Annotated in this window: 26 protein-coding genes and 1 tRNA gene; 11 read left to right on the forward strand and 16 right to left on the reverse strand. The window is 59.0% G+C overall.

Annotation, left to right across the window (positions count from 1 at the left end):
- Nucleotides 1-109: 109 nt before the first annotated feature.
- The 6 genes from ACMXYJ_RS06365 to ACMXYJ_RS06390 all read right to left on the reverse strand — a co-directional run bounded on the left by ACMXYJ_RS06365 (nt 110) and on the right by ACMXYJ_RS06390 (nt 5,153).
- Nucleotides 110-712 (reverse strand): 50S ribosomal protein L25/general stress protein Ctc, encoded by a 603-nt coding sequence (locus tag ACMXYJ_RS06365; protein ID WP_415759151.1) that lies wholly within the window; start codon nt 710-712, stop codon nt 110-112.
- A 141-nt stretch (nt 713-853) separates the two neighbouring features.
- Nucleotides 854-1,795: a ribose-phosphate pyrophosphokinase gene (locus tag ACMXYJ_RS06370; protein WP_003208392.1), complete on the reverse strand. Its 942-nt coding sequence runs from the start codon at nt 1,793-1,795 to the stop codon at nt 854-856.
- 45 nt (nt 1,796-1,840) lie between these two features.
- Nucleotides 1,841-1,915, reverse strand: a tRNA-Gln gene (locus ACMXYJ_RS06375).
- A gap of 37 nt (nt 1,916-1,952) precedes the next feature.
- Nucleotides 1,953-2,804, reverse strand: a complete 852-nt coding sequence (gene ispE / locus ACMXYJ_RS06380; protein WP_415760685.1) for a 4-(cytidine 5'-diphospho)-2-C-methyl-D-erythritol kinase — start codon at nt 2,802-2,804, stop codon at nt 1,953-1,955.
- 2 nt (nt 2,805-2,806) lie between these two features.
- Nucleotides 2,807-3,424 (reverse strand): lipoprotein insertase outer membrane protein LolB, encoded by a 618-nt coding sequence (gene lolB, locus ACMXYJ_RS06385; protein ID WP_415759152.1) that lies wholly within the window; start codon nt 3,422-3,424, stop codon nt 2,807-2,809.
- A gap of 4 nt (nt 3,425-3,428) precedes the next feature.
- A complete protein-coding gene (locus tag ACMXYJ_RS06390; protein ID WP_415759153.1) occupies nt 3,429-5,153 on the reverse strand; it encodes a tetratricopeptide repeat protein in 1,725 nt (574 codons plus the stop codon).
- Between the two features lie 182 nt (nt 5,154-5,335).
- Between ACMXYJ_RS06390 and hemA the strand changes: the two genes are divergently transcribed.
- From hemA to ACMXYJ_RS06420, 6 genes are all read left to right on the forward strand, one after another.
- Nucleotides 5,336-6,625 (forward strand): glutamyl-tRNA reductase, encoded by a 1,290-nt coding sequence (gene hemA / locus ACMXYJ_RS06395; RefSeq protein ID WP_415759154.1) that lies wholly within the window; start codon nt 5,336-5,338, stop codon nt 6,623-6,625.
- Nucleotides 6,622-7,704, forward strand: coding sequence for a peptide chain release factor 1 (prfA, locus tag ACMXYJ_RS06400; RefSeq protein ID WP_415759155.1), 1,083 nt, complete (start codon nt 6,622-6,624; stop codon nt 7,702-7,704). The genes hemA and prfA overlap by 4 nt, the downstream gene beginning before the upstream one ends.
- Nucleotides 7,705-8,535: a peptide chain release factor N(5)-glutamine methyltransferase gene (gene prmC, locus ACMXYJ_RS06405; RefSeq protein WP_415759156.1), complete on the forward strand. Its 831-nt coding sequence runs from the start codon at nt 7,705-7,707 to the stop codon at nt 8,533-8,535. It abuts the gene before it with no gap.
- Nucleotides 8,529-9,284 carry a molybdopterin-synthase adenylyltransferase MoeB gene (locus tag ACMXYJ_RS06410; RefSeq protein WP_008153418.1) on the forward strand — a complete coding sequence of 252 codons (756 nt, stop codon included), beginning with the start codon at nt 8,529-8,531 and terminating at the stop codon, nt 9,282-9,284. The genes prmC and ACMXYJ_RS06410 overlap by 7 nt, the downstream gene beginning before the upstream one ends.
- Complete coding sequence (murI, locus tag ACMXYJ_RS06415; protein ID WP_192406193.1) at nt 9,277-10,068, forward strand: glutamate racemase; 792 nt, start codon at nt 9,277-9,279, stop codon at nt 10,066-10,068. The genes ACMXYJ_RS06410 and murI overlap by 8 nt, the downstream gene beginning before the upstream one ends.
- 112 nt (nt 10,069-10,180) lie before the next feature.
- On the forward strand, nt 10,181-10,699 hold the full coding sequence (locus ACMXYJ_RS06420) for an acyloxyacyl hydrolase (protein WP_415759157.1): 519 nt from the start codon (nt 10,181-10,183) through the stop codon (nt 10,697-10,699).
- Nucleotides 10,700-10,829: 130 nt separating this feature from the next.
- Here ACMXYJ_RS06420 and ACMXYJ_RS06425 read toward each other — a convergent pair whose 3' ends face one another.
- The 6 genes from ACMXYJ_RS06425 to ACMXYJ_RS06450 all read right to left on the reverse strand — a co-directional run bounded on the left by ACMXYJ_RS06425 (nt 10,830) and on the right by ACMXYJ_RS06450 (nt 16,573).
- A complete protein-coding gene (locus ACMXYJ_RS06425; RefSeq protein ID WP_074880229.1) occupies nt 10,830-11,135 on the reverse strand; it encodes a YkgJ family cysteine cluster protein in 306 nt (101 codons plus the stop codon).
- 134 nt (nt 11,136-11,269) lie between these two features.
- A complete protein-coding gene (locus tag ACMXYJ_RS06430; RefSeq protein WP_415759158.1) occupies nt 11,270-12,049 on the reverse strand; it encodes an SDR family NAD(P)-dependent oxidoreductase in 780 nt (259 codons plus the stop codon).
- A 22-nt stretch (nt 12,050-12,071) separates the two neighbouring features.
- Nucleotides 12,072-13,508, reverse strand: coding sequence for a deoxyribodipyrimidine photo-lyase (gene phrB, locus ACMXYJ_RS06435; RefSeq protein ID WP_415760686.1), 1,437 nt, complete (start codon nt 13,506-13,508; stop codon nt 12,072-12,074).
- Nucleotides 13,509-13,542: 34 nt separating this feature from the next.
- Complete coding sequence (locus ACMXYJ_RS06440; protein WP_415759160.1) at nt 13,543-14,484, reverse strand: MerR family transcriptional regulator; 942 nt, start codon at nt 14,482-14,484, stop codon at nt 13,543-13,545.
- Nucleotides 14,485-14,494: 10 nt separating this feature from the next.
- Complete coding sequence (locus ACMXYJ_RS06445) at nt 14,495-15,454, reverse strand: YbgA family protein (protein ID WP_415759161.1); 960 nt, start codon at nt 15,452-15,454, stop codon at nt 14,495-14,497.
- A gap of 132 nt (nt 15,455-15,586) precedes the next feature.
- A complete protein-coding gene (locus ACMXYJ_RS06450; RefSeq protein WP_415759162.1) occupies nt 15,587-16,573 on the reverse strand; it encodes an NAD(P)/FAD-dependent oxidoreductase in 987 nt (328 codons plus the stop codon).
- A 196-nt stretch (nt 16,574-16,769) separates the two neighbouring features.
- On the opposite strand from ACMXYJ_RS06450, the gene ACMXYJ_RS06455 reads away from it, so the two are divergent.
- The gene (locus ACMXYJ_RS06455; RefSeq protein ID WP_415759163.1) at nt 16,770-17,672 is read left to right on the forward strand and encodes a TIGR01777 family oxidoreductase; all 903 of its coding nucleotides are present in this window, start codon (nt 16,770-16,772) and stop codon (nt 17,670-17,672) included.
- Nucleotides 17,673-17,685: 13 nt separating this feature from the next.
- The gene (gene hemH / locus ACMXYJ_RS06460) at nt 17,686-18,711 is read left to right on the forward strand and encodes a ferrochelatase (RefSeq protein WP_415759164.1); all 1,026 of its coding nucleotides are present in this window, start codon (nt 17,686-17,688) and stop codon (nt 18,709-18,711) included.
- A 132-nt stretch (nt 18,712-18,843) separates the two neighbouring features.
- Here hemH and ACMXYJ_RS06465 read toward each other — a convergent pair whose 3' ends face one another.
- Nucleotides 18,844-20,118: a uracil-xanthine permease family protein gene (locus ACMXYJ_RS06465; protein WP_415759165.1), complete on the reverse strand. Its 1,275-nt coding sequence runs from the start codon at nt 20,116-20,118 to the stop codon at nt 18,844-18,846.
- 2 nt (nt 20,119-20,120) lie between these two features.
- On the reverse strand, nt 20,121-20,759 hold the full coding sequence (upp, locus tag ACMXYJ_RS06470; RefSeq protein WP_008025893.1) for a uracil phosphoribosyltransferase: 639 nt from the start codon (nt 20,757-20,759) through the stop codon (nt 20,121-20,123).
- Between the two features lie 163 nt (nt 20,760-20,922).
- Between upp and ACMXYJ_RS06475 the strand changes: the two genes are divergently transcribed.
- Entirely contained in the window at nt 20,923-21,480 is a 558-nt protein-coding gene (locus ACMXYJ_RS06475; protein ID WP_074880200.1) for a hypoxanthine-guanine phosphoribosyltransferase, read from the forward strand.
- Between the two features lie 39 nt (nt 21,481-21,519).
- On the opposite strand, the gene dauA is transcribed toward ACMXYJ_RS06475, so the two are convergent.
- Nucleotides 21,520-23,241, reverse strand: a complete 1,722-nt coding sequence (dauA, locus tag ACMXYJ_RS06480; protein ID WP_415759166.1) for a C4-dicarboxylic acid transporter DauA — start codon at nt 23,239-23,241, stop codon at nt 21,520-21,522.
- A 151-nt stretch (nt 23,242-23,392) separates the two neighbouring features.
- Between dauA and ACMXYJ_RS06485 the strand changes: the two genes are divergently transcribed.
- On the forward strand, nt 23,393-23,878 hold the full coding sequence (locus tag ACMXYJ_RS06485; RefSeq protein WP_415759167.1) for a hypothetical protein: 486 nt from the start codon (nt 23,393-23,395) through the stop codon (nt 23,876-23,878).
- A gap of 63 nt (nt 23,879-23,941) precedes the next feature.
- Nucleotides 23,942-24,229, forward strand: a complete 288-nt coding sequence (locus tag ACMXYJ_RS06490; protein ID WP_415759168.1) for a PA4642 family protein — start codon at nt 23,942-23,944, stop codon at nt 24,227-24,229.
- Nucleotides 24,230-24,437: 208 nt separating this feature from the next.
- Here ACMXYJ_RS06490 and mqo read toward each other — a convergent pair whose 3' ends face one another.
- The gene (gene mqo / locus ACMXYJ_RS06495; protein ID WP_415759169.1) at nt 24,438-25,946 is read right to left on the reverse strand and encodes a malate dehydrogenase (quinone); all 1,509 of its coding nucleotides are present in this window, start codon (nt 25,944-25,946) and stop codon (nt 24,438-24,440) included.
- Nucleotides 25,947-26,394 lie beyond the last annotated feature (448 nt).

A 26,394-nucleotide genomic window follows, 5' to 3' on the forward strand; every position in this document is an offset into this window, starting at 1 on the left:
GTGGACGACAAGTGCTCATTTACCATTATGTAAACTCCGCGTTCTCGCCCGCTTTCTCGCTACGCTCTAGTCCGCGATGTTTCCGGTCACTCCGGCGAACAGAGTGAAATTACTCTGCTGCGCCTTCTTCAGTAGCTTCTGGAGCAACACGTGGCGCGTGAACGTTGGCAACAGCCTTGTCATCGCCGTGTGCCAGAGCAACAAACTCAACGCCTTTAGGGGCTTTGAGGTCAGACAGGTGAATGATCGAGCCGACTTCGGCGTTAGTCAGGTCAACTTCGATGAATTCAGGCAGGTCTTTTGGCAGGCACGAAACTTCGATTTCAGCAACAACGTGCGAAACTTCGCCGCCTTTCTTGATCGGAGCTTCTTCACCAACAAAGTGTACAGGCACGATAGCGGTCAGTTTCTGGCCAGCTACAACGCGTACGAAGTCAGCGTGCAACACGTGGCCTTTGGCCGGGTGACGCTGCAGAGCTTTGATGATTACGTTTTGCTTGGTGCCGCCAACGTTCAGCTCGATGATGTGGCTGTAAGCCGCTTCGTTTTCGAGCAGTTTGGCAACTTCTTTAGCCAGCATGCTGATGGATTCAGGGGCTTTTTCGCCACCGTAAACTACAGCAGGTACCAGGCTTGCGAGACGACGCAGGCGGCGGCTCGCACCTTTCCCCAGGTCGGAACGCACTTCAGCATTCAGAGTAAATTCGTTCATGTTGTATCTCCAAAATAACCACATTCGCCCCAGCGTTTGCGACCAGCGCTAAAGGCGATATGGGCAAAAAAGCCCCGCCCCGACAGGAATGCCGGGGCGGGGCGCTTTTCGTCAACGAGATAATCGAAAAGGGCAGGGCCCTTAACGGAACATCGCGCTGATCGATTCCTCGTTGCTGATGCGGCGAACCGCTTCGGCAACTACCGGCGCGATATCCAGTTGACGGATACGCGAGCAGGCTTGAGCAGCAGCGGACAACGGGATGGTGTTAGTCACCACCAGTTCGTCCAGCATTGAATTTTCGATGTTTTCGATCGCCCGACCGGACAGCACAGGGTGTGTGCAGTAGGCGAAAACCTTGGCAGCGCCATGCTCTTTCAGGGCCTTGGCCGCGTGGCACAGAGTGCCGGCGGTATCGACCATGTCATCGACCAGAATACAGGTACGCCCTTCGACATCACCGATGATATGCATCACTTCAGAGTGATTAGCTTTCTCACGGCGTTTGTCGATGATCCCGAGATCCACGCCCAGGGATTTGGCAACAGCACGTGCACGCACGACGCCGCCAATGTCCGGGGACACGATCATCAGGTTTTCGAAGCGCTGATCTTCAATGTCATCCACCAATACGGGGGAGCCGTAGATGTTATCTACCGGAATATCGAAGAAACCCTGGATTTGGTCAGCATGCAGATCAACCGTGAGAACACGGTCGATGCCGACTACGGTAAGCATGTCAGCAACGACTTTCGCGCTGATAGCTACACGTGCGGAACGCGGACGGCGATCCTGACGGGCATAACCAAAGTAAGGAATAACAGCAGTGATACGAGTAGCCGAGGAGCGGCGGAAGGCATCAGCCATCACTACCAGTTCCATCAGGTTATCGTTGGTCGGAGCGCAAGTCGGCTGAATAATGAAAACATCTTTACCGCGGACGTTTTCATTGATCTCGGCAGTAATTTCGCCGTCGGAAAACTTACCGACAGAGATGTCACCGAGAGGGATATGCAGCTGACGTACAACACGCCGAGCCAGATCGGGGTTAGCGTTCCCCGTAAAGACCATCATCTTGGACACGCGCAGTACCTAGAGGCTGAGGGTAACCTGGATGAGTATAGAAAATGGCAGGGGCGGCTGGATTCGAACCAACGCATGGCAGGATCAAAACCTGCTGCCTTACCGCTTGGCGACGCCCCTGTATCTGTTGCAACGAGTACCCAGTACTCGATTCCTTTTAGAGCAGACTTTGCAGCTTGCGATGCAACATCGAAACGTTGCTTCCCTTTGCTACAAACCCTGTAAGGGTCTCTGTAAGAAGGGCCGAGACTTTATCAGCTTCAGCTTTGCTTGGGAAGCCCCCAAACACACAACTTCCAGTTCCGGTGAGTTTTGCTTCGGTAAATTTGCCTAACAAATTCAATGCGTTACGTACATCTGGGTAACGCCTTGCTACCACCGGTAAGCAGTCATTTCGACTGTTTCCCTTGGGAACGGGGCGCACTTTAATGGGAGAAGAGTTACGTGTCAACAACGGATCTGAAAAAATTTCTGCTGTACTTACAGAGACTTGCGGCACAAGCACGAGATACCAAGGTTCTTCGGGGTCTACAGGGGTCAGTTTCTCCCCCACGCCTTCGGCAAAAGCCGCGTGCCCACGCACGAAAACCGGGACGTCGGCGCCAAGCGTCAGGCCCAAAGTGGCCAACCGATCCTCATCCCAACCCAGTTGCCAGAGATGATTGAGGCCGAGCAAAGTCGTCGCGGCATTTGAACTGCCGCCACCGATGCCACCGCCCATGGGCAGGATTTTTTCGATCCAGATGTCGATACCGAGCGAACAACCGGATTGCTCCTGAAGTTTTTTTGCTGCTCGAACAATCAGATTGCTGTCGTGAGGAACGCCATCGAATTCGGTGTGCAACCGAATCACGCCGTCATCACGAACGGCGAACGTGATTTCATCGCCGTAATCGAGAAACTGAAAAATAGTCTGCAACTCGTGATAACCGTCTTCACGGCGGCCGAGGATGTGCAACATCAGATTGAGTTTGGCCGGGGAGGGCAGCGTCAAGCGCGGAGCGGTCATGTTCACTGCCCCAGTTTGCGAGGTTGCCATTCCTTGATCACCAGCGTGACGTCAAGGTCGGTGCCGTGCAGTTTGATCCGCTCGGGCAGCCAAAAGCCGTTTTGCTCGGCATAGCTGAGGTATTCGACCTGCCAGCCATCCTGCTCAAGATTGGCCAGGCGGCTGTCGGCATCCAGCGTCAGGCGGCTTTTACTGTTCGGGGCCGGGAGCCCGCGAACCCACCAGGCGAGATTGGACACCGGTAACTTCCAGCCCAGTTGTTCTTCGACCAACACTTCAGGTGTCTGCGCTTCATAGCGGCCCTGGTTGGCGACTTCCAGCGAGACCTTGCCGGGGCGACCGGTCAGGCGTGCTGCACCGCGACCCAGGGGGCCGGAGAGGCGAATGTCGTAGTAATCCTGTCGCTGCAGCCAGAACAACGTGCCACTGCCCGAGTCTTTCGGGGCGCGAATGCCGATCTTGCCGTTGATCTGCCAGCCGTCGAGGCTGGTCAGTTGCTGTTTGTACTCGCGCCACTGGGCCGTGTTGCCTTTGCCTTGGACTGATTCGCGGGCACCGAAGCCCGCGCAACCGGCGAGCAGGGCGATGAAGCTGAAAACAATGAGGTGGCGCAAAAACATAATCTTAAAGAGTCTCTGATCCGGTCAGGCGCTTGATGGTGCTGCGCAGGATGGGGCTGTCGGGCTGTTCCTTGAGGAACTTGCTCCAGATTTGCTTGGCTTCCCGTTGCTTGCCATTGGCCCACAGGACTTCGCCCAGGTGCGCGGCGACTTCCTGATCGGGGAAGCGCTCCAGCGCCTGGCGCAGCAGGCGTTCGGCTTCGTCGAGATTGCCCATGCGAAAATTCACCCAGCCGAGACTGTCGAGTACCGCCGGGTCTTCCGGATTGATCTTGTGTGCCTGTTCGATCAGGGCCTTGGCTTCGGCGTAGCGTGTCGTACGGTCGGACAGGGTGTAGCCGAGGGCGTTCAACGCCATCGCATTGTCCGGGTCGCGCTTGATGATCAGGCGCAGGTCTTTTTCCATCTGCGCCAGGTCATTGCGTTTTTCCGCTTGCATGGCGCGGGTGTACAGCAGGTTCAGATCGTCCGGATATTGCTGCAAGGCTTGCTTCAATACATTCCAGGCCTTGTCGGGCTGTTTATTGGCGGACAGGGTTTCGGCTTCGATCAAATACAACTGAATCGCGTAATCGGGCTGCTCACCGCGCTCCGCAGCCAGACGGCTTTGGGCTTCGGCGGTCTTGCCATTGCTCATCAGGATATCGGCCTGACGCAATTGCGCTGGCAGGTAATCGTTGCCCGGGCCGACCTGGGCGTACTCGATCAGCGCGCCTTGAGGGTCGTTGCGCTCTTCAGCGATACGACCGAGGTTCAGGTGCGCCGAATCGACGTGGCTTTCCCGGGCAATCAGGTCTTCCAGATAGCCCTTGGCCTCATCCCAGGCCTTGGCTTCCAGGCAGACCAACGCCAGGGAGTAACGCAGTTCGTCGTCTTCGGGGTACTGCTGAACCAGTTTCGAGAACTCGACTTTGGCATCGTCCATGCGGTTCTGTTCAACCAGCATGCGCGCGTAAGTCAGGCGCAGGCGTTTGTCGTCCGGGTATTTCTTGATGCTTTTTTGCAGCAGCGGCAAGGCTTCATCGCCACGACTGAGCGTCTGCAGCAGGCGTGCGCGCAGCAGGATGGGCGCTATTTCGCCTTCGTCCGGTGGATTGTCTTCCAGCAGGCCCAGCGCACCCTTGGCGTCACCGTCCTGTTGCAGGAGCAAGGCTTTGCCGAAAATCAGCTGACTGTTGTTCGGATGGCGCTGCAATAAACGGTCAAAACTTTTCATCAGGCCGTTGCGCGTGTCCTGGTCGGTATCGGCCGCAGACAGGGCGAGGAAGTCGAAATGCGTGTCGCCCTTGCCTTGCAGGACTTTCTCCATATAGACCATGGAGTCGTCATAACGCCCGGCACGAGCCAGTTGCACAGCAGCGGCCCGTTGCGCCTCAAGGTCTTGCGGCGCGTTTTTCGCCCAGATCAACGCGGTGTCCAGGGCAGCCTGATCGGCGCCCAGGTACTCGGCGATACGGAATGCCCGCTCGGAGATGCCCGGGTCCTGAGTATTGATCGCCTGGGTCACGTAGTTGTCCAGGGCAATGTCGAAACGATTGCGCTGGCCAGCCAGTTCGGCACTCAACAGGCTGAAGATGGTTTCTTCACTGAATGAGCTGTAAACCTTGGGCTTTTCAGGGGCCGGAGTGCTGTCTTCGACCGGCGGCGTACCGTCCGACGAAACGGGTGCCAAGGCCTGGCAGCCGCTGAGGAAGACAAAAGCGAGGAGCAACGCGGAAGATCTATTCATATAGGAAGAGGACGACTAACCTGCGGTCGGATCATCATGACACAAGCCTTCAGCCAAACATAACCGAGTCTCAATTGGTGTCTTTATAGAGGCGGGTCATTGGGACAATAGTCAGCGGTAGTTGTTCTGGCTCTGTCGAAGTAGGACAATTGCCGGCTTCACGTCACCATCAGCGACTTTGAATGGCCTTCCTTGCACTCGGTATTAACCACAAGACTGCTTCAGTAGGCGTCCGCGAGCGCGTGGCCTTTACCCCTGAGCAGCTGGTGGAGGCCTTGCAGCAGCTCTGCCGACTCACCGACAGCCGCGAAGCTGCGATCCTCTCCACCTGCAATCGCAGTGAACTCTATATAGAACAGGATCACCTTTCGGCAGACGTCATATTGCGCTGGCTGGCCGATTACCACCATTTGAGCCTCGAAGAGCTGCGCGCGTGTGCTTATGTGCACGAAGATGATGCGGCAGTTCGTCACATGATGCGGGTGGCCTCCGGGCTCGATTCGCTGGTGTTGGGCGAACCGCAGATTCTCGGTCAGATGAAATCGGCCTACGCCGTGGCCCGCGAGGCCGGCACCATCGGTCCGTTGCTCGGGCGGCTGTTCCAGGCCACGTTCAATTCGGCCAAACAGGTGCGCACCGACACTGCCATTGGCGAGAACCCGGTGTCTGTGGCGTTTGCCGCGGTCAGTCTGGCGAAACAGATTTTCAGCGACCTGCAACGCAGCCAGGCCCTGCTGATCGGCGCCGGCGAGACCATCACCCTGGTTGCCCGCCATCTGCACGAATTGGGTGTAAAGCGCATCGTTGTCGCCAACCGCACCCTGGAGCGCGCGAGCATTCTGGCCGAGCAGTTCGGCGCCCACGCGGTGTTGCTTTCGGACATCCCGGCGGAACTGGTGCGCAGCGACATCGTCATCAGCTCCACTGCCAGCCAGTTGCCGATCCTGGGCAAGGGCGCGGTGGAAAGCGCCTTGAAACTGCGCAAGCACAAGCCGATTTTCATGGTGGATATCGCCGTCCCCCGGGATATCGAGCCAGAAGTCGGCGAACTGGACGACGTTTACCTCTATAGCGTCGACGACCTCCACGAAGTGGTCGCCGAGAACCTCAAAAGCCGCCAGGGTGCAGCCCAGGCGGCGGAAGAGATGGTCTCGATCGGTGCCGAAGATTTCATGGTCCGCCTGCGTGAACTGGCGGCGGTGGATGTGCTCAAGGCCTATCGCCAACAAAGCGAACGCATGCGCGACGAAGAATTGCAGAAGGCCCAGCGAATGCTGGCCAACGGCAGCAGCGCCGAAGACGTGCTGGTGCAACTGGCGCGGGGCCTGACCAACAAACTCTTGCACGCACCGAGCGTGCAGTTGAAAAAGCTCTCTGCCGAAGGCCGCCTCGATGCGCTGGCCATGGCCCAGGAACTCTTTGCCCTGAATGAGGGCTCATCGGATAGCTTTTCGGATAAGAAACCGCAATGAAAGCGTCACTGCTCAATAAGCTGGACATCCTCCAGGACCGTTTCGAGGAATTGACCGCCTTGCTTGGCGACGGCGAAGTCATTTCCGATCAGACCAAATTCCGCACCTATTCCAAGGAATACGCGGAAGTCGAACCGATTGTCGAAACCTATAAACAGTTGCTCAAGGTACAAAGCGATCTCGAGGGTGCCCAGGCGCTGCTCAAGGACAGCGACCCGGACATACGCGAAATGGCCGTGGAAGAAGTCCGCGAAGCCAAAGAGCAACTGATCGACATCGAAGCCGGCCTGCAACGCATGCTGCTGCCCAAGGATCCGAACGATGGGCGTAACGTGTTCCTCGAAATCCGCGCCGGCACTGGCGGTGACGAGGCGGCGATTTTCTCCGGCGACCTGTTCCGCATGTATTCGCGTTACGCCGAGCGTCGCGGCTGGCGGGTGGAAATCCTCTCGGAGAACATCGGTGAGCATGGTGGCTTCAAAGAAGTCATCGCCCGCGTCGAAGGCGACAACGTCTACGGCAAGCTGAAATTCGAATCCGGTGCCCACCGCGTACAACGGGTTCCAGCCACCGAGTCCCAGGGCCGCATCCACACCTCGGCCTGCACCGTAGCGGTGTTGCCCGAGCCGGACGAGCAGGAAACGATCGAGATCAACCCCTCGGATTTGCGCATCGATACCTACAAATCCTCCGGGGCCGGTGGTCAGCACGTCAACAAGACGGACTCGGCGATCCGCATCACGCACTTGCCATCCGGTATTGTCGTTGAGTGCCAGGAAGAGCGTTCCCAGCACAAGAACCGCGCCCGGGCGATGTCCTGGCTGTCGGCCAAGCTCAATGATCAGCAGACCAGTGCCGCTGCGAACGCTATCGCAAGCGAGCGTAAATTGCTGGTCGGTTCGGGCGATCGCTCGGAGCGGATCCGGACGTATAACTTTGCCCAGGGGCGGGTCACCGACCATCGGGTCAACCTGACGCTGTATTCCCTCGACGAAATCCTCGCGGGTGGCGTCGATGCGGTGATCGAGCCGTTGCTGGCCGAATACCAGGCCGACCAATTGGCAGCGATAGGTGAGTAAATGACGATCATTGCCAGTTTGTTACGCGCCGCCGACCTGCCTGATTCGCCTTCCGCGCGCCTGGATGCCGAGTTGTTGCTGGCCGCTGCGTTGGGCAAGTCCCGCAGTTTTCTGCACACCTGGCCCGAGCGCATTGTTCCAAGCGAAGCGGCGCTTAAATTTGCCGAGTATTTGCAGCGCCGCCGTGGCGGCGAGCCAGTGGCCTACATCCTCGGGCAGCAAGGTTTCTGGAAGCTTGATCTGGAAGTGGCGCCGCATACGCTGATCCCGCGCCCGGACACCGAACTGTTGGTAGAAGCGGCGCTTGAACTCCTGCCAGCCACACCTGCCAAGGTCCTCGATCTCGGCACCGGCAGCGGCGCCATTGCGTTGGCCCTGGCCAGCGAGCGTCCGGCCTGGAAGGTGACCGCCGTGGATCGCGTGCTCGAAGCCGTGGCTTTGGCCGAGCGCAATCGCCAGCGCTTGCACCTGAACAACGCCACCGTGCTGAGCAGTCATTGGTTCAGCGCTTTGGAAGGTCAGCGCTTTCAACTGATCATCAGCAACCCGCCTTACATCGCCTCCGCCGACCCGCATCTGGTGGAAGGCGATGTGCGCTTCGAACCGGCCAGTGCCTTGGTGGCTGGCGTCGACGGGCTCGACGATCTGCGTCTGATCGTCGCCCAGTCGCCGGATTATCTGGAGGCGGGCGGTTGGCTGATGCTTGAACACGGTTACGATCAAGCCACTGCGGTACGCGATTTACTGCTGACCCGCGGTTTTGAAGAAGTCCACAGCCGCACCGATCTGGGCGGTCACGAACGTATCAGCCTGGGGCTCCTGCCGTGCTGAATGATCAGGAATTGTTGCGCTACAGTCGGCAAATTCTGTTGCAACACGTCGACATCGACGGCCAGTTGCGGCTGAAAGAAAGCCGCGTATTGATCGTCGGTCTTGGCGGTCTCGGCTCGCCGGTTGCGCTGTATCTGGCAGCCGCCGGCGTCGGTGAATTGCATTTGGCGGACTTCGACACGGTCGACCTGACCAACCTGCAACGCCAGATCGTCCATGACACCGACAGCGTCGGCCTGAGCAAAGTCGACTCGGCGATCCGCCGACTGACTGCAATCAATCCCGAGATTCAGTTGATCGCCCATCGCACCGCGCTGGACGAAGATTCCCTGGCCGCCGCCGTGGCTGCGGTGGATCTGGTGCTGGACTGTTCCGACAATTTCTCCACCCGCGAAGCGGTTAACGCTGCGTGTGTCGCCGCCGGCAAACCTCTGGTCAGCGGCGCAGCGATTCGGCTCGAAGGTCAGTTGTCAGTGTTTGACCCGCGCCGTCCGGAAAGCCCGTGCTACCACTGTTTATATGGTCACGGCAGCGAAGCCGAACTGACGTGCAGCGAAGCCGGTGTCGTAGGCCCTTTGGTTGGCCTGGTGGGCAGCCTCCAGGCGCTGGAAGCCATGAAATTGCTGGTCGGGTTCGGCGAGCCGCTGGTGGGGCGCCTGTTGTTGATCGATGCCTTGGGCTCGCGCTTTCGTGAATTGCGGGTCAAGCGTGATCCGGGCTGCAGTGTCTGTGGTTCGAAGCATGCGTGAAGCGCCGATCGGCGTGTTCGACTCCGGCGTCGGTGGGCTTTCGGTGCTGGCCGAGATCCAGCGTTTGCTGCCCAACGAGTCACTGTTATACGTCGCCGATTGCGGGAATATTCCCTACGGCGAGAAAACCCCGGAATTCATCCGTCATCGCTGCAGCGTGATGGCCGGTTTTTTTCAGCAGCAGGGCGCCAAGGCCTTGGTGCTGGCCTGTAACACGGCGACGGTCGCTGGCGTTGCAGACTTGCGGCGCGATTATCCCGAGTGGCCCATCGTCGGCATGGAGCCGGCGGTCAAGCCGGCCGCTGCCGCCACCCGCAGCGGTGTGGTCGGTGTGCTCGCCACCACCGGCACCTTGCAGAGTGCCAAGTTCGCCGCGTTGCTCGACCGATTCGCCACCGATGTGCGAGTCATCACTCAGCCGTGCCCCGGCCTGGTGGAGCTGATTGAAAACGGCGATCTGCACAGCGAGGCATTGCGCCAGTTGCTGGCCAGGTATGTCGAACCGCTGCTCGGTGCCGGGTGCGACACGATAATTCTTGGCTGCACGCATTATCCCTTCCTAAAGCCGTTGCTAAAGCAGATGATCCCCGATGACATCAGCTTGATTGATACCGGCGCCGCTGTAGCGCGGCAACTTCAGCGATTGTTGGCCGAGCGGGAGTTGCTCGCCGAGGGGCCTGCACGTGCTGCGCAGTTCTGGACGAGTGCCGATCCGGAGCATTTCAGAAATATCTTGCCGATACTGTGGAATACCGCTGGCGTTGTGCGAAGCTTCAAGGAGTAAACAAAACTCGGGGCAAGCGAGTAATTGGGGTGAACTTCTGATTAAGCGTCGACTTCTATAGCATCAAGCAACAAAAAAACCATACGAAATCGTTCGGAAAAGGATGTTTCTAATGAAGCGACTATTCTGCTTGGCCGCGATTGCGGCCGCACTGATGGGGCACAGTTTTACCGCACAGGCGGCAGGCGTGGAGTTCGCGGTCGGCCAGACTAGCGAGTCGACCATGACCTATCGACTGGGCATGCAATTCGATTGGGACAAGAGCTGGTTGCAGAGTGATATCGGTCGTTTGACCGGTTACTGGAGCGGTGCCTACACCTATTGGGAAGGCGACAAGACCTCCAGCAACCACAGCCTGTCGTTCGCGCCGGTGCTGGTTTACGAGTTTGCCGGGCAGACCATCAAACCTTATGTTGAGTTGGGGGTTGGCGTAGCAGTGTTCGCCAATACCGAAGTCGAAAACAACAATCTCGGCAATGCCTTTCAGTTTGAAGACCGGTTCGGTTTTGGGCTGCGCTTTACGGGCGGACATGAAGTCGGGATTCGTGCGACGCACTATTCAAATGCCGGGCTGAGCAGCCCGAACGATGGTGTAGAAAGCTACGCGCTGCATTACACGATGCCGTTGTAAGCCTAGGCATCGATAAATGTGGGAGCGGGCTTGCTCGCGAATGCGGTTGATCATTCAACATTGATGTTGACTGACAGGCCGCCATCGCGAGCAAGCTCGCTCCCACATTAAATCTTCATTGGTCTGACTTTCAGCGATACGCCGTGGTAATCCCTTGGCGTTCTTCGATGCATTCCGGTGCGCCCATCTCGAACTCCCGGCAGATCAACGGGCGTTTTTCATAGATAGTGCACATCATCGTGTTGCGATCCAGCGCGGCGCACCAGCCGTCATCCAGACGCAGCATGACTTCCCCGCCCCAGTCATCGGTATCGATAAAACGTTCGGGCACGCCCGTGTCCGTGATCAGCATGACTTCGAGCTGACAGCAGCAAGCTGCGCAGGTCGAGCATGTGACCGCAGGCTCGGCGATTTGCGTATGGGGAATGGTTTTCATGGCGCCCAGTGTAAGGCAGTGGGCCGGTGCTGTGTGAAAGGCCTGACGGACGCTTGGTCGTCGGGTTCGAACAGGTTGATCTCATGGCTGCGATTCAGCAGCCAGGTGCGATCAGCCCCGAGATGCGGGTGATTTCACGGCTGGTCCTTGATCGGCGGATTGCTGCGCACCATGCGTTTACCGATCGCCAGTTTCCCCCGGTTGGATACTTTCGATAATGGCCAAAGGTCGGCCATGAACAACGCCGGAAAGGCTAATTCCAACGGACGATTCTTTAGTTCAGCGAAGATGTAGCGTGCGGACTTGTCCACCGGCCAGCTGAGTGGCATGGGGGCGTTTTGCGCCGTCAGCGGTGTCTCGACAAACCCAGGACTGACCACGGTGACTTCGATGCCTTGCGGTGCAAGATCAATTCGCGACGATTCAAACAGGTAACGCAGCCCGGGCTTTGAGGCGCCATGAGCCTCGGACCGCGGCAGCGGCAGGTAGGTGACCGAGCTGGCGACGCCCACCAGATGCGGCGCGGTGCCAGCGCGCAAGAGTGGCAGGGCAGCCTGAATGCAATAGCTGCTGGCAAGCAGGTTGGTGCGCACTACGTGCTCGACGATCGACGAATCGAACTGCTGAACGTCGACGTATTCGCAAGTGCCGGCGTTGAGGATCACCGTGTCCAGAGCTCCCCACGCCTCAGCGATCTGCTCGCCGATTTCTCGCACGGTCTGGCTGTTGGTCAGGTCACCGGCCACCACCAGCACTTGTCCCGGATAACGCTGGGACAAGACTTTGAGTGGCGCCACCGAGCGAGAGCTCGCGGCGAGGTGAGCACCGGTTTTCAGTATTTCTTCGGCCAGCGAGGCGCCAATGCCGTTGCTGGCACCCGTCAACCAATATCGCCGTGGAGGTGTAAAACTCATCCCATTCTCCTTTTCAGTCAGGTCATTGCCCGGCATTTTGTCGCGATGGCAGGTTCTTGAAAGCGGCCAGCGCCCGTTGGCGAGAGGTGTTCAGATTGACGATCGGCGACGGATAATCCACCGCGCCAAACAGGCCGCCGAGGTTCGCCGGGTTGTGCACTTCTTTCTTGTTCAGCTTGGCCAGCTCCGGCAGCCAGTGCTTGATGAACAGCCCCTCGCTGTCGAATTTCTCCGACTGGCTCAGCGGGTTGAAAATCCGGAAGTAGGGCGCCGAATCGGTGCCAGTGGACGAGCTCCACTGCCAGCCACCGTTGTTCGCCGCCAGGTCGCCATCGATCAGATGACGCATGAAAAAACGCTCGCCTTCACGCCAGTCGATCAGCAGGTTCTTGGTCAGGAACATCGCCACCACCATGCGCAGGCGATTATGCATCCAGCCGGTTTCAAGCAATTGGCGCATGGCCGCGTCGATAATCGGCAGGCCGGTCCGCGCCTCTTGCCAGGCCAGGAGTTCATCTGGGGCATCGCGCCAGGCGAGGGCTTCGGTTTCCGGGCGGAAGGCGCGATGACGCGAGACCCGTGGGTAGCCCACCAGTATGTGTTTGTAGAACTCACGCCACAGCAATTCGTTGATCCAGGTGACGGCGCCGACCTTGCCACTTTCGAACTCGCCCTGATTGCTTTGCAGCGCGGCGTGCAGACACTGACGGGGGGAAATCACCCCGGCTGCGAGATAGGCCGACAGCTGACTGGTGCCCGGTTTGGCCGGGAAATCGCGTTCGTTTTTGTAGTGGTCGATCTGGGCATCGGCGAAGGTGATGAGGCGACGCTGGGCTTCGGCTTCACCGGCTGGCCAAAGGCTGCGCAAGCTGTCGCTGGGCGTGGCGAAGCCTTCAACGTTTGATGGGACCTTGTCGCTGCTGATCGCCAGCGTCGCCTGTACGGCGGGTGCGGTGACCCGCCTCGGTAACGACCCGTGCAGGCGGTCGTAACACACCTTGCGGAATTGGCTGAACACCTGAAAGTAAGTGCCCGTTTTGGTCAGTACGGTGCCTGGTTTGAACAGCAATTGATCAAGGTAGCTGTAAAAGTCGATGGCATTGGCTTTCAGTGTTTCGGCCACGGCTGCGTCACGACGGCTTTCATGAATGCCGTACTCCTCGTTGACGTGCACCGCGTCAATCTTCAACTGTTGGCAAAGATCGAGCAGCACCTTGGGTGCCTCATCCCAGCGAGATGCCTTGCGGATCAACAAGGGAATGTTCAGCTCACCCAACGCGCTGCGTAACTCGCTCAGGTTGCGCAGCCAGAAATCCACTTTGCACGACGCGTCATCGTGCTCCAGCCATTGCTCCGGGCTTAGCAGATACACCGCCACAGTCGGGCCGCGGGCTGCGGCGGCCGAGAGGGCGGTGTTGTCATGGAGGCGCAAGTCGCTGCGCAACCAGATCAATTGCAGAGAGGGGTCCGCACGATTCATTAAAAATTCGCCATTAAATGAGCCCACGTTGAACCAGGCCCTGATGCGCCGCTAACGGATCTTCAGCCAGGAACAAATCAGTAATCTTGAACGTTCGTGCGGACAACTCGGCGTGGTGGATGCAAACCGTGGGTCCGGCAATCATTTTTGGGCAACTGACACCATTCAAAAGTTTCGGCAGCTGCGAAAGGTTCATCGCTTTGCTGGAATACAGCAGTACGCCGCGGGCTTGAAGGTGATCGACCGCCAGCGCGAGTTCGCCGGCGGGAAGTGGCCAGTCGAACACCTCCACCGGGCAATCGGCGCTGCTGATCAGCCAAGCGGTCAGCCACAGGTGAGGTTCCAGTGGCAGGTCCGATTGATTGATCAACAACAGTGGCGCGGTGCGTAACTGACGGTTGTTATGGTAGATGCGTGCGCCAAATTTGCTGCGTAACCAGGAGTAAAAAAACACCCGTTCCATCTGTGCACCGAACTGTCCTTGCCACCGTTGCTCCAGTTCAGCCAGTAATGGCATCAGCAGTTGTGCGCACAAGGTCCGCGGTGGATACAGCGCCATCGCCTGATTGACGGTGTCATCGAGGGTGCGTTCGTTCAGTTGAGTGACTGCTTGCAGCAGCGTATGGCGCAGCACTTGCCAATCGCTTTCGACGGACTCGGTAAAGGCCTGGGGGGTGTTGAGCAGTTGCTTGACCTGGCTGACGGCCACGCCGCGGTTGAGCCAGGTGAGAATCGTCAGGATGCGTTGAACGTGTTCGGCAGAGAACAGCCGATGCCCCTTGGGCGTGCGTTGCGGCACGATCAGGCCATAACGCCGTTCCCAGGCCCGCAGGGTGACGGCGTTGACCCCGGTCTGCCGCGCGACCTCACGGATCGGCAGCCAGCCTTCGTCGAGGGCTTTCTTGAAGTCGGCGCCGAGGTCTTCGCTGGCGCTGGTGTCGAGTGGGCTTTTCATTCGATTGTCATTAGATCGCGTTTCGCAGGCTGAGATTTTCTGGATGCGGTTGCAGGTAAACCTGTTGCGCAATGTATGGATCCGGGTGTTGGCGGAAGTAGTGTTTGAGCAGCGTCAACGGCACCACCAGCGGCACGATACCGTGGCGGTATTGGCCGATGACGTGCTGCACTTCCTGTTTGTCTTCAGGGCTGATCGTCTGTTTGAGATAGCCACTGATGTGTTGCAGGACATTGGTGTGGGTGCGGCGTGTGGCGCATTTTTTCAATGCCGCCATCAGCTCGCTGAAATAGCGTGGACCGAGTTCGTTCGGGTCGGTCTGACCCATGTTGCCCAGCAGGTTGCCCAGCGTTTTGTATTGCACCGGGTTGTGGGCCATCAGCAGGTATTTGTAGCGCGAGTGAAAGTCCGTTAGACCACGGCGAGTCAGGCCTTCGCGCAGCAACTGCTGCCAGGCGCTATAGGCGAACACGCGGGTAAGGAAGTTTTCCCGCAGTACCGGGTCGTTGAGTCGGCCGTCTTCTTCCACCGGCAAATCCGGATGCCGCGCGCAGAACGCCTGGGCGTAGATGCCACGGCCACCACCGTCCACCGGCGCACCGTTGGCGTGGTAGACCTTGACCCGGTCCAGGCCGCATGACGGGGATTTCTGCATGAAGATGTAGCCGCAGAGGTCACCCAGTTCGGCGGCCATTTTCTGACCGTACTCGGCCAGCGGCTGAGTGACATTGAGTGTTGTGTTAACGGTTCCGACGGCTTCGGGATGTTGTGGATCGCCAACCAGACGGATCGGCTCCCGAGGAATACCGAGGCCGATGGCGACTTCGGGGCAAACCGGGACGAAATCGAAATAGTCAGTGAGGGTGCGACTGCACAGCTGCGACGCCTTGTGCCCGCCGTTGTAACGCACTTCTGCGCCCATCAGGCAGGCGCTGATGGCAATCTTCGGTTTCACGGTGACGTCGGGCATCGGAGCACCTCGAATCTAAACCTATACAGACTGCTTGGTCTGTACAACATAGCTTCATCATAGATTCAAAGGTGTACAAGTCAAACTGTTTGTATAGGTTTTACAGTGGGCCTCCTGCCGGCACGTTGCGGTTCACTGCAGATGCGCATGCAAGCGGCGGGCGGCTTCCTGACCGCTGAGCCAGGCGCCTTCGACGCGTCCGGACAAGCACCAGTCGCCACACACATAGAGGCCCAGATCGGCATCGGCCAGGGCTCCCCATTCATGGCTGCTGGCGGGGCGGGCGTAGAGCCAGCGGTGGGCGAGGCTGAAGGTCGGGGCGGGCATGGCGTCGTGTAGCAGCTCGGCAAATGCGCCGTGCAATTGCTCGATCACCGCTTCCTTGGACAGGTCGATATGTTGCCGGCTCCAGGCGCTGGTGGCGTGCAGAACCCAAGTGTCGAGTGTGTTGTCTCGCCCGGGTTTGCTACGGTTGCGAGCCAGCCAGTCGAGCGGGCTGTCCTGTACGAAGCAACCTTCCATGGGCGTATCCAGCGGTGTCTCGAACGCCAGCGCGACAGCCCAGGTCGGGTCCATTTTCACTCCGGCGGCGGCACCGGCGAGTTTCGGCGCGGAGGCCAGCAGTGCAGTCGCCTGAGGCGCCGGTGTGGCAATAATCACATGACTGAACGGGCCGTGGGTGAAGCCTTCGGCGTCCTGCAGGTGCCAGTGCTCCTCGCCGCGATAGACCTCGGTGATGCGGCAGGCGAAATGCACTTCCAGGTCGCCGAGCAGGCCGCGGGTAATGGCGCTCATGTGCGGCGTACCGACCCAGCGCGTCTGTTCGTCAGGCGACAGGCTGAGCTGGCCGCCATGGTAGGTGTAGAGCTGCGGCATCCATTCAGCGACCCAGCCGTTGCCTTGCCAGCGCTGGACTTCAGTGACGAAGCGGCGATCGCGGGCAGTAAAATATTGAGCGCCCAAGTCCAGAGCACCCGCATCGCTGCGCTTGCTCGACATGCGTCCGCCACTGCCGCGGCTTTTATCGAAAAGTTGAACGACATGCCCGACCTCTGTCAGGGCCTGGGCGGCGGAGAGCCCGGCGATGCCGGTGCCGATGATTGCGATTGGTACAGTCATAGGGGCCTCGTTTACCTTTCTGTACAGACTACGCCGTGGTTGAAACCTGTACAATATTGTTTTTTGGTATAACTTTTAGCGTTCTCGTTCTGACAGCTTGGCCTATTGTTAATCACAGAGCCTGCCCGATACCAAAGATCCCTGCTTATAAAAATAGACTAGTGATCAGGGTAAAACGCTACGCGAGGAAGTAGTCATGCACATATTGCTGACCGGCGGTACTGGTTTGATAGGACGTCAACTCTGCCGCCTCTGGTTGAGTCAGGGACATCGCCTGACGGTCTGGAGTCGCAAACCTGAAAAAGTCGCGAAAATCTGCGGTGCCCAAGTGCGCGGAGTGGCTCGCCTCGAGGACATTGGCCGGGAGCCGGTGGATGCGATTATCAACCTCGCAGGTGCACCGATTGCTGATCGTCCCTGGACAACCAGACGCAAAGCGCTGTTGTGGAGTAGCCGCATCACCCTGACCGAAACCCTGCTGGCCTGGCTCGAAACCCGTGAACAAAAACCACAGGTGTTGATTTCGGGGTCTGCGGTCGGTTGGTACGGTGACGGGGGCGAGCGGGAATTGACCGAGAAGTCTCCACCGGTCATCGATGATTTCGCCAGCCAGTTGTGCATCGCCTGGGAAGAAACCGCCCAGCGTGCCGAAGGCTTGGGCATTCGCGTGATCTTCATTCGCACCGGGTTGGTGTTGTCGGCTGAAGGCGGCTTTTTGTCGCGGCTGTTGCTGCCGTTCAAAGTGGGGCTGGGCGGGCCTATCGGCAGTGGTCGGCAGTGGATGCCATGGATCCATATCAACGATCAAATCGCCCTGATTGATTTTCTTCTGCATCAGGAAGACACCAGTGGTCCTTATAATGCCTGCGCGCCCAAGCCGGTGCGCAACCGCGAGTTTGCCAAGACGTTGGGCAGCGTGCTGCACCGCCCGACGTTCATGCCCATGCCAGCCCTGGCGTTAAAGGTGTGTCTGGGCGAGTTGTCATTGCTGTTGCTGGGCGGCCAGAAGGCCGTACCGGCTCGCTTGCTGGAAGCGGGTTTCACTTTCCAGTTCACTGATTTGCGCGCGGCACTGGACGACCTTTCCAGCCGCCTTTGAAATAGGACGTTGCATGACTGATCACGCATTGCTTCTGGTCAATCTGGGCTCACCGGCCTCCACTTCGGTGGCGGATGTGCGCAGTTACCTCAATCAATTTCTGATGGACCCGTATGTGATCGACCTGTCATGGCCGGTGCGACGTTTGCTGGTGTCGCTGATCCTGTTCAAGCGCCCCGAGCAGTCCGCCCACGCCTATGCCTCGATCTGGTGGGAAGAGGGCTCGCCGTTGGTGGTGCTCAGCCGTCGCCTGCAACAAGCCATGACTGCCCAGTGGACCCACGGTCCGGTGGAGTTGGCGATGCGTTACGGTGAGCCGTCTATTGAATCGACGCTGGTGCGCCTGGCGGCTCAGGGTCACAAGAGGATCACGATCGCGCCGCTCTATCCACAGTTCGCCGACAGCACCGTGACCACGGTGATCGAGGAGGCCAAGCGGGTGGCGCGCGATAAGCAGCTGGATGTGCAGTTTTCGATTCTCCAGCCGTTCTACGATCAACCGGAATACCTCGATGCGCTGGTGGCCAGCGCCAAGCCGTATCTGCAGCAGGATTACGATCACTTGCTGTTGAGCTTCCACGGTTTGCCGGAGCGGCATCTGAAGAAAATCGACCCTACCGGTCACCATTGCTTCCAAAGCGATAATTGCTGCCTGAACGCTTCGCCAGAAGTATTGGCGACCTGCTACCGCGCCCAATGCCTGCGCACTGCCTCCGAGTTTGCCAAGCGGTTGGGGCTGCAGGACGGCAAGTGGTCAGTGTCGTTTCAGTCGCGATTGGGTCGGGCGAAATGGATCGAACCCTACACCGAAGCGCGCCTTGATGAGTTGGCTGGAATGGGCGTGAAGAAAGTGCTGGTGATGTGCCCGGCGTTCGTCGCCGATTGCATCGAGACGCTGGAAGAAATCGGTGATCGCGGCAAAGAGCTGTTCCGCGAAGCGGGGGGAGAGGAGTTGGTGCTGGTGCCGTGCCTTAACGACGATCCGCAGTGGGCGCGGGCGTTGAGCACCTTGTGCGAAAGAGCCCCGTTGGCGCTTTAAAAGCTTCGCGAGCAAGCCCGCTCCCACATTTGATCGGTGTCGAACACAAAATCTGAGTTCACCGAATATCAAATGTGGGAGCGGGCTTGCTCGCGAAGGCGTCCTGTCAGTCAGCGATAATCTTGAGCCTGCTTACAGCAGCGACTCATTCGCCTTCTTGTGCTTCCAGCTGTCATTACCCGGCAGCAACAGGTTCAGCGCAATCGCCGTCACCGCGCACAGCGCGATGCCTTTGAGGCCGAAGTCGTCCGGCCCTGTGCCGGTGCCGACCAGTACGCCGCCAATCCCGAACACCAGGGTCACCGAGACAATCACCAGATTGCGCGCTTCGCCCAGGTCGATCTTGTGGCGAATCAGCGTGTTCATGCCCACGGCCGCAATCGAACCGAACAACAGGCACAGAATCCCGCCCATCACCGGCACCGGAATGCTTTGCAGCAGCGCGCCGAACTTGCCGATGAACGCCAGGCTGATGGCGAAAATCGCCGCCCAGGTCATGATCTTCGGGTTGTAGTTCTTGGTCAGCATCACCGCGCCCGTTACTTCGGCATAGGTGGTGTTGGGTGGACCGCCAAACAGGCCGGCTGCGGTGGTGGCAATGCCATCGCCGAGCAGGGTGCGGTGCAGGCCGGGGTTCTTCAGGTAATCGCGACCGGTCACGCTACCAACTGCGATCACGCCGCCGATGTGCTCGATGGCCGGGGCCAGAGCCACCGGAACGATGAACAGAATCGCCTGCCAGTTGAATTCCGGCGCGGTGAAGTGCGGGATCGCAAACCACGGTGCAGCGGCAATTTTCGCGGTATCAACGACGCCGAAGTAGAACGCCATCGCAAAACCCACCAGCACGCCAGAAATGATCGGTACCAGGCGGAAAATGCCTTTGCCGAACACCGCGACGATCAGGGTGGTCAGCAGCGCTGGCATCGAGATCAGCATCGCCGTCTGATAATGAATCAGCTCGGTGCCGTCGCCAGCCTTGCCCATCGCCATGTTGGCGGCGATCGGCGCCATGGCCAGGCCGATGGAAATGATCACCGGGCCAATCACCACCGGTGGCAGCAGACGGTCAATGAAACCGGTGCCTTTGATCTTCACGGCAAGGCCGAGGAAGGTGTAGACGAAACCGGCTGCCATCACGCCGCCCATGGTCGCCGCGAGGCCGAACTGGCCTTTGGCGAGAATGATCGGGGTGATGAAGGCAAAGCTCGACGCCAGGAACACCGGTACCTGACGCCTGGTGACGATCTGGAACAGAATCGTCCCCAGGCCTGCGGTGAACAGCGCCACGTTCGGGTCGAGGCCGGTAATCAGCGGCATCAACACCAGGGCGCCGAAGGCCACGAACAGCATCTGCGCACCCGACAACACCGTGCGCCAGAGCGGATCGTTGAACTCTTGCTGCATGCTCAAGCGTCCTTCTGCTTGGTGCCGAAGATCTTGTCACCGGCATCGCCCAGGCCTGGGATGATGTAACCGTGTTCGTTCAGTTTTTCGTCAATGGACGCGGTGTAGATGGTCACGTCCGGGTGAGCCTTCTCTACGGCGGCAATGCCTTCAGGGGCAGCCACCAGCACCATCGCGCGGATATCCCGGCAACCGGCCTTTTTCAACAGGTCGATGGTCGCGACCATGGAACTGCCGGTGGCGAGCATCGGGTCGATGATCATCGCCAGGCGTTCGTTGATTTCCGGAACCAGTTTTTCCAGATAGGTGTGGGCCTGCAGGGTCTGCTCGTTGCGGGCCACGCCGACGGCGCTGACTTTGGCGCCCGGGATCAGGCTCAGCACGCCTTCGAGCATGCCGATGCCGGCGCGCAGGATCGGCACTACAGTAATTTTCTTGCCGGCGATTTTCTCGACCGACACCGTGCCGCACCAGCCTTCGATGTCGTAGCTTTCCAGCGGCAGGTCTTTGGTGGCTTCATAGGTCAGCAGGGCACCGACTTCCTGAGCGAGCTCACGGAAATTTTTCGTGCTGATGTCGGCGCGGCGCATAAGGCCGAGTTTATGGCGGATCAGCGGATGGCGGATCTCGAGGATGGGCATGGGAAAGGCTCCGGCGGCGGGCAAAAAAACCGGCCTAGATTAATCTATCCGAGGGTGTTGTCCTATAGACATACAGAACGTTAGTCCACAAACGCTTGATCTGGCCTCGCTTGATGCGTACCTTTGCCCGCTTTTCCTGAACCGCCACCCCCTGGAGAACGCCATGCCCGCAGATCTCGAGCATATCCGTCAAATCATGCGAGAGGCTGACTGCCTGTACACCGAAGCTGAAGTCGAGGCGGCCATCGCCCGCGTCGGTGCACAAATCAACGACCAGCTGGCTGAAAGCAATCCGGTGGTGTTCTGCGTGATGAACGGCGGGCTGATTTTCTCCGGCAAGCTGCTGACCTATCTGAACTTCCCGCTGGAAGCGTCCTACCTGCACGCCACCCGTTATCGCAACGAAACCAGCGGCGGCGATCTGTTCTGGAAAGCCAAGCCGGAAGTCTCGTTCCTCGACCGCGACGTGCTGATCATCGACGACATCCTCGACGAAGGTCACACCCTGGGCGCGATCATCGACTACTGCAAACACGCCGGCGCCCGTGCTGTGCACACCGCCGTGCTGATCGACAAGGACCACGACCGCAAGGCTCGCCCGGACCTGAAAGCCGATTTCGTCGGCCTGCCATGCATCGACCGTTACATCTTCGGTTACGGCATGGACTACAAAGGTTACTGGCGTAATGCCAACGGGATTTTCGCCGTTAAAGGCATGTGAATGAGGTGACTGTCTGCGCAGTTTGCTTGAGCTGCGCGCTCAGCCCTGTCCGGCCAGCCAGCGTTCGCTTTTGCGACGAGCCTGTTCCAGATTATTCACATAGGCCAACTGGCGCTGCTCCCGATGAATCCCCGCGCGCCTGAGTTTCAGGCGCACCCGTGGGGCGGTTCCTACCAGAATCAGGCCGATGCCGTCGGTGCGGTAATCCCTGAGGATATTGTCGAAGGCAGCCAGCGCCGTCATGTCCAGCATGGGCACAGCGCTCATCTCGACGATCACCACTTTGACCTCCGGACTGAATTTGCGTAGCACGCCCAAGGCTTTTTCGGCCGCGCCGAAGAACAGCGGCCCGCGTATCGCATAGCAACGAACATGCTCCGGCATATCCCGTAAGGCTTGATGGAACTCGCGAGGCAGTTCGGCGGTGTCCGTGAGATCGCTCATGCGTTTGATGAACAGACCGGCGGCCAACAGCAGGCCGACGGCGACAGCCATCACCATGTCGAACAGCACCGTCAGGCTCAGGCAGGTCAGCAAGACCAGCACATCGCTGCGGGGCGCAATGCACAAGGTATGCAGCACGTGCCGGGCTTCGCTCATGTTCCACGCCACCATGACCAGCAACGCGGCCAATGCAGCCATCGGCAGGTAGCTGAAAAGTGGCGCGAGGACGAGTATCGCCATCAGCACCACTGCGCTGTGAATAATGGCGGCCAATGGCGAAAAGGCTCCGCTGCGCACGCTGGTGGCACTACGGGCAATCGCCGCCGTGGCGGTAATGCCGCCGAACAGCGGTGCGATCAGGTTGCCCAGGCCCTGGCCCAGCAGTTCTGCGTTGGGGTCGTGTTTGCTGCCGGTCATGCCATCTGCCACCACCGCACACAACAAGGATTCGATGGCCCCGAGCATGGCAATGGCGAACGCCGGCGCCAGTAACTGACGGATCAAGTCGTAAGACAGGTGCAGAGGCTGGCCGTCGGGACCGGGTAAATTCCACGGCCAATCGAAGCTTGGCAGGAACGGCGGAATGCCCGGATGGCTGACGTTTTCGACCATATAACTGAAACGCTCACCCAATGTCGCCACCGCCAACCCGCTGTGTTCCAGCGCCAACCCCAGGAGCGCCCCGATGGTCAGCGCCACCAGATGCCCCGGAATCCTCGGCACCCACCGTGGCCAGACAATCAGAACGGCCAGGCATGTGATGCCTATGATCCCGTCCCCCAACCGGGCGCTGGGCAACGCCAGTATCAATACACCCAGCTGTTCGATGTAGTGTTCTGCCTGGCCAGCGGTGTTCAGGCCCAGCAGGTCCTTCAATTGCAGGGTGGCAATGACAATGCCGATCCCGGCGGTAAAGCCCAGGGTGACCGGATATGGAATGTACTGAATCAACCGTCCGGCTCGGATCAGCCCCAGGGCAATGAGGATGACGCCGGCGAGCATGGTGCAGAGCAGCAGGCCGCCCAAGCCATATTGTTGGGTGATGGGCAGCAGAATGACCACGAACGCAGCGGTCGGCCCGCTGACGTTGAAACGCGAACCTCCTGTCAGCGCGATTAAAGGCGCGGCGATCAGCACCGTATACAACCCTTGCTGGGGGGGCACACCCACGGCAATCGCCAGGGCCATGGCCAACGGGATGGCGATAATCCCTACCGTCACCCCGGCACTGATGTCGCCGCGTAAGCGTCTGAGGGTATAGCCGGCGCGCCAGGTCTGACGCCAGGCGGCGAACAACGGGGGAACGGAGAACGACATGAGCACTCCACGGAAGACGGCGCACCGTTGAACGACGGCTGAAAGCTCTTTCAGTATGGCCAGCCTCGCACTGCGAAGTATTGACCCATATCGCTAATTCGCGCGGTTGATCCTCATGCTAGAGTGCTCGGCTTCGCCTTGGGAGCCTGTCATGAGCCTTTTGATCCGCAGCTGCGCCGCCCTGTTGCTGACCCTCAGCCTGCCTCTGGCGGCCGCCCCGGCGCCGATGCACGCGCAGTTCCTGCCCCCCGATGATCTGACCCTGCGTGACGCGGAACCCGAGCAGCAACAGCTGTTGCAGGTCACCGAATACTCGGTGGTGGTCGGCAGTCAACGCCAGTCCAACCAGCAGCCGATTCCGGTGACATCACCGTTATTGATCCGTCTCAAGGGCAAATCCTTGAACAAGGGCGCGACCATCAACCAGGTGCTGGTCAATTTCGATGGCGAAAGCAAAAGCCTGAAAAAGCCGATCTACGACGACAAAAGCAAAACCCTGACGCTGTTTTATCCGATGGCTCAGTACCGGGTGGTGATCGACTTGTTGCGCAATGACACGGTGTATTGCCAGTTCCTCAGCTACGCCAATGGCCATGTCTGGGCCGATCTGCACACGGGCGCTGTTCGTCCGCGTTGAGCCCGGTGGCAAGGGAGGGGTAAACTGCCCGCCCCGTGAAATGTCTGCGAGCTGGAGTCGGCAATGCGTAAAGATAAGAAGCAAGTGATTGGTGACGAGATCGGCGATGAGCAGATCAAGCTGTTCCTCGATTTCGAACCGGTCGACGCCACGTCGCCGTCGCTGCACAAACTGATCAAGGCCTATCGCGGCCTGCGCATCGATGACTTCGGGCGTTTTCTGGCGTTCTTCGTCGAAGCCGGTCTGGATCTGGACGGCAAGGATGAGCACGGCAATGACTTTGTTGCCCTGATCAAGGATCAGCGTAACGCGGCCGAGTACATCGAACTGATTGCCAAGGCCCGCGGTTAAACGGCTGCCCGAATCGGTGGTGTTTGTGCTGGCCCCATCGCGAGCAAGCTCGCTCCCACATTGGATCTGTGTCGTTCACAAAACCCCTGTGGGAGCTTGCTCGCGATGAGGCCGGGACTAGCCCTGGATATCCCGGATCATCCATTTCAGCGGCCATAAAAAAACGCCCCGCTCTCAATGAGAACGGGGCGTTTTTTATGCGGCCAAATCAAGCGTAGCTTTCGGTCTCGTTGCTGGCTTCAACCAGTTCCAGCGCGACGTTGTTCTGCACGTTGATCTTGCGATAAAGCGCAGCGTCGGTTTCCAGAACCTTTTCCCGGGCCGGGAAGATTTCCGCCAGTTTGGCAGCCCATTCACCAGAAGTTTTGTTCGGGAAGCATTTTTCGATCAGTTCCAGCATGATCGAAACGGTCACCGACGCGCCAGGCGAAGCGCCGAGCAGGGCAGCAAGCGTACCGTCCTTGGCCGCGACCAGTTCGGTACCGAACTGCAGAACGCCGCCCTTTTTCGGGTCTTTCTTGATGATCTGCACCCGTTGGCCGGCCACTTCCAGGCGCCAGTCTTCGGCTTTCGCTTCAGGGTAGAAGCGACGCAGGGAATCCAGGCGCTGCTCCATCGACTGCATCACTTCGCTGACCAGGTACTTGGTCAGGTCCATGTTGTTTTTCGCCACGGCCAGCATCGGGCCGATGTTGCCGGCGCGAACCGACATCGGCAGGTCCATGAAGGAGCCGTGCTTGAGGAACTTGGTGGTGAAACCGGCGTAAGGTCCGAACAGCAGGGACTTCTTGCCATCGACTACGCGGGTGTCCAGGTGCGGCACCGACATCGGTGGCGAACCCACGGCCGCCTGGCTGTAAACCTTGGCCTGGTGGTGTTTGACCACTTCCGGGTTGTCGCAACGCAGCCACTGGCCGCTGATCGGGAAGCCGCCGAAGCCTTTGCTTTCTTCGATGCCCGACGCTTGCAGCAGCGGCAGTGCCGCGCCACCCGCGCCGAGGAACACGAATTTGGCGTCGACGTCACGGGAATTGCCGTTGTTGACGTCCTTGATGCTGACGGTCCAGCCACTGCCGTTACGCTTGAGGCCGGTCACGCGCTTGCAGTACTTGACCAGGGCATCGGGTGCGCTGGTCAGGTGCTTGAGCAGTTGATTGGTCAGGGCGCCGAAGTTGACGTCGGTGCCGTTCATGACGCGGGTGGCGGCGACGACTTCGTCGGCCGGCCGGCCAGGCATCATCAGTGGCATCCACTCGGCCATGGTGGCCTTGTCTTCGGTGTACTCCATGTCCGAGAAAGCGTGGTGCTTGCTCAGCGTCTTGAAGCGTTCCTTGAGGAAGGAAACGCCATCGTCGTTCTGGACGAAGCTCAGGTGCGGCACCGGGCTGATGAACGTCTTGCACGAGCCGAAGGTGCTTTTCTTGGTCAGGTAGGACCAGAACTGCTTCGACACCTCGAACTGGGTGTTGATGTGCACGGCTTTCTTGATGTCGACGGTGCCGTCGGCGGCCTGCGGCGTGTAGTTGAGCTCACACAGCCCGGCGTGACCGGTACCGGCGTTGTTCCACGGGTTCGAACTCTCCGCGGCACCGGAATCCATCAGCTCGACGACTTCCAGCTTGATCGCGGGGTCGAGCTCTTTGAGCAGTACAGCGAGGGTGGCACTCATGATGCCCGCCCCAACCAGTACTACGTCGACTGCTTCGTTATGCGCCATTTAACGCGTCTCCAAAATCTGCAGCACCAAATTGTCGGCATGGCTGCCAGGCGTTCAGGGGCGTGTCAGTGATGCCCCAAGTACCCATGGCAGTATCGCCATGTCCGAATCTTCGCAATTTTTCGCAACTTCGACGGACGCTACCGGCCGGGTCTAAAAGAGTTACATGAACTCACTTCAACGCGCGGCTGGCAATTCGACTTATGGTCGATACATCCGTTTGTGCAACCAAATCCGTAGAGGACAGGCTTCAGGATCCGGTATTCGAGGCGTACTCGGTCCTGTGTCGTTGGGCTGTTTCAGACGCTAATGGTGCATATTCAGACGCAAAACTATTCATTTGCTCGCCACACTCTTGTGAAGTTGTGAAAACCCGTTTTTTTCACGCTCTTTTGAAGACGTGAACCTCAAAAAAGGGCTGCCCCAGCCTGGCACCGTGCCCGGATGG

This window comes from Pseudomonas arabinosi, assembly GCF_047758675.1.
Classification (GTDB): domain Bacteria; phylum Pseudomonadota; class Gammaproteobacteria; order Pseudomonadales; family Pseudomonadaceae; genus Aquipseudomonas; species Aquipseudomonas arabinosi.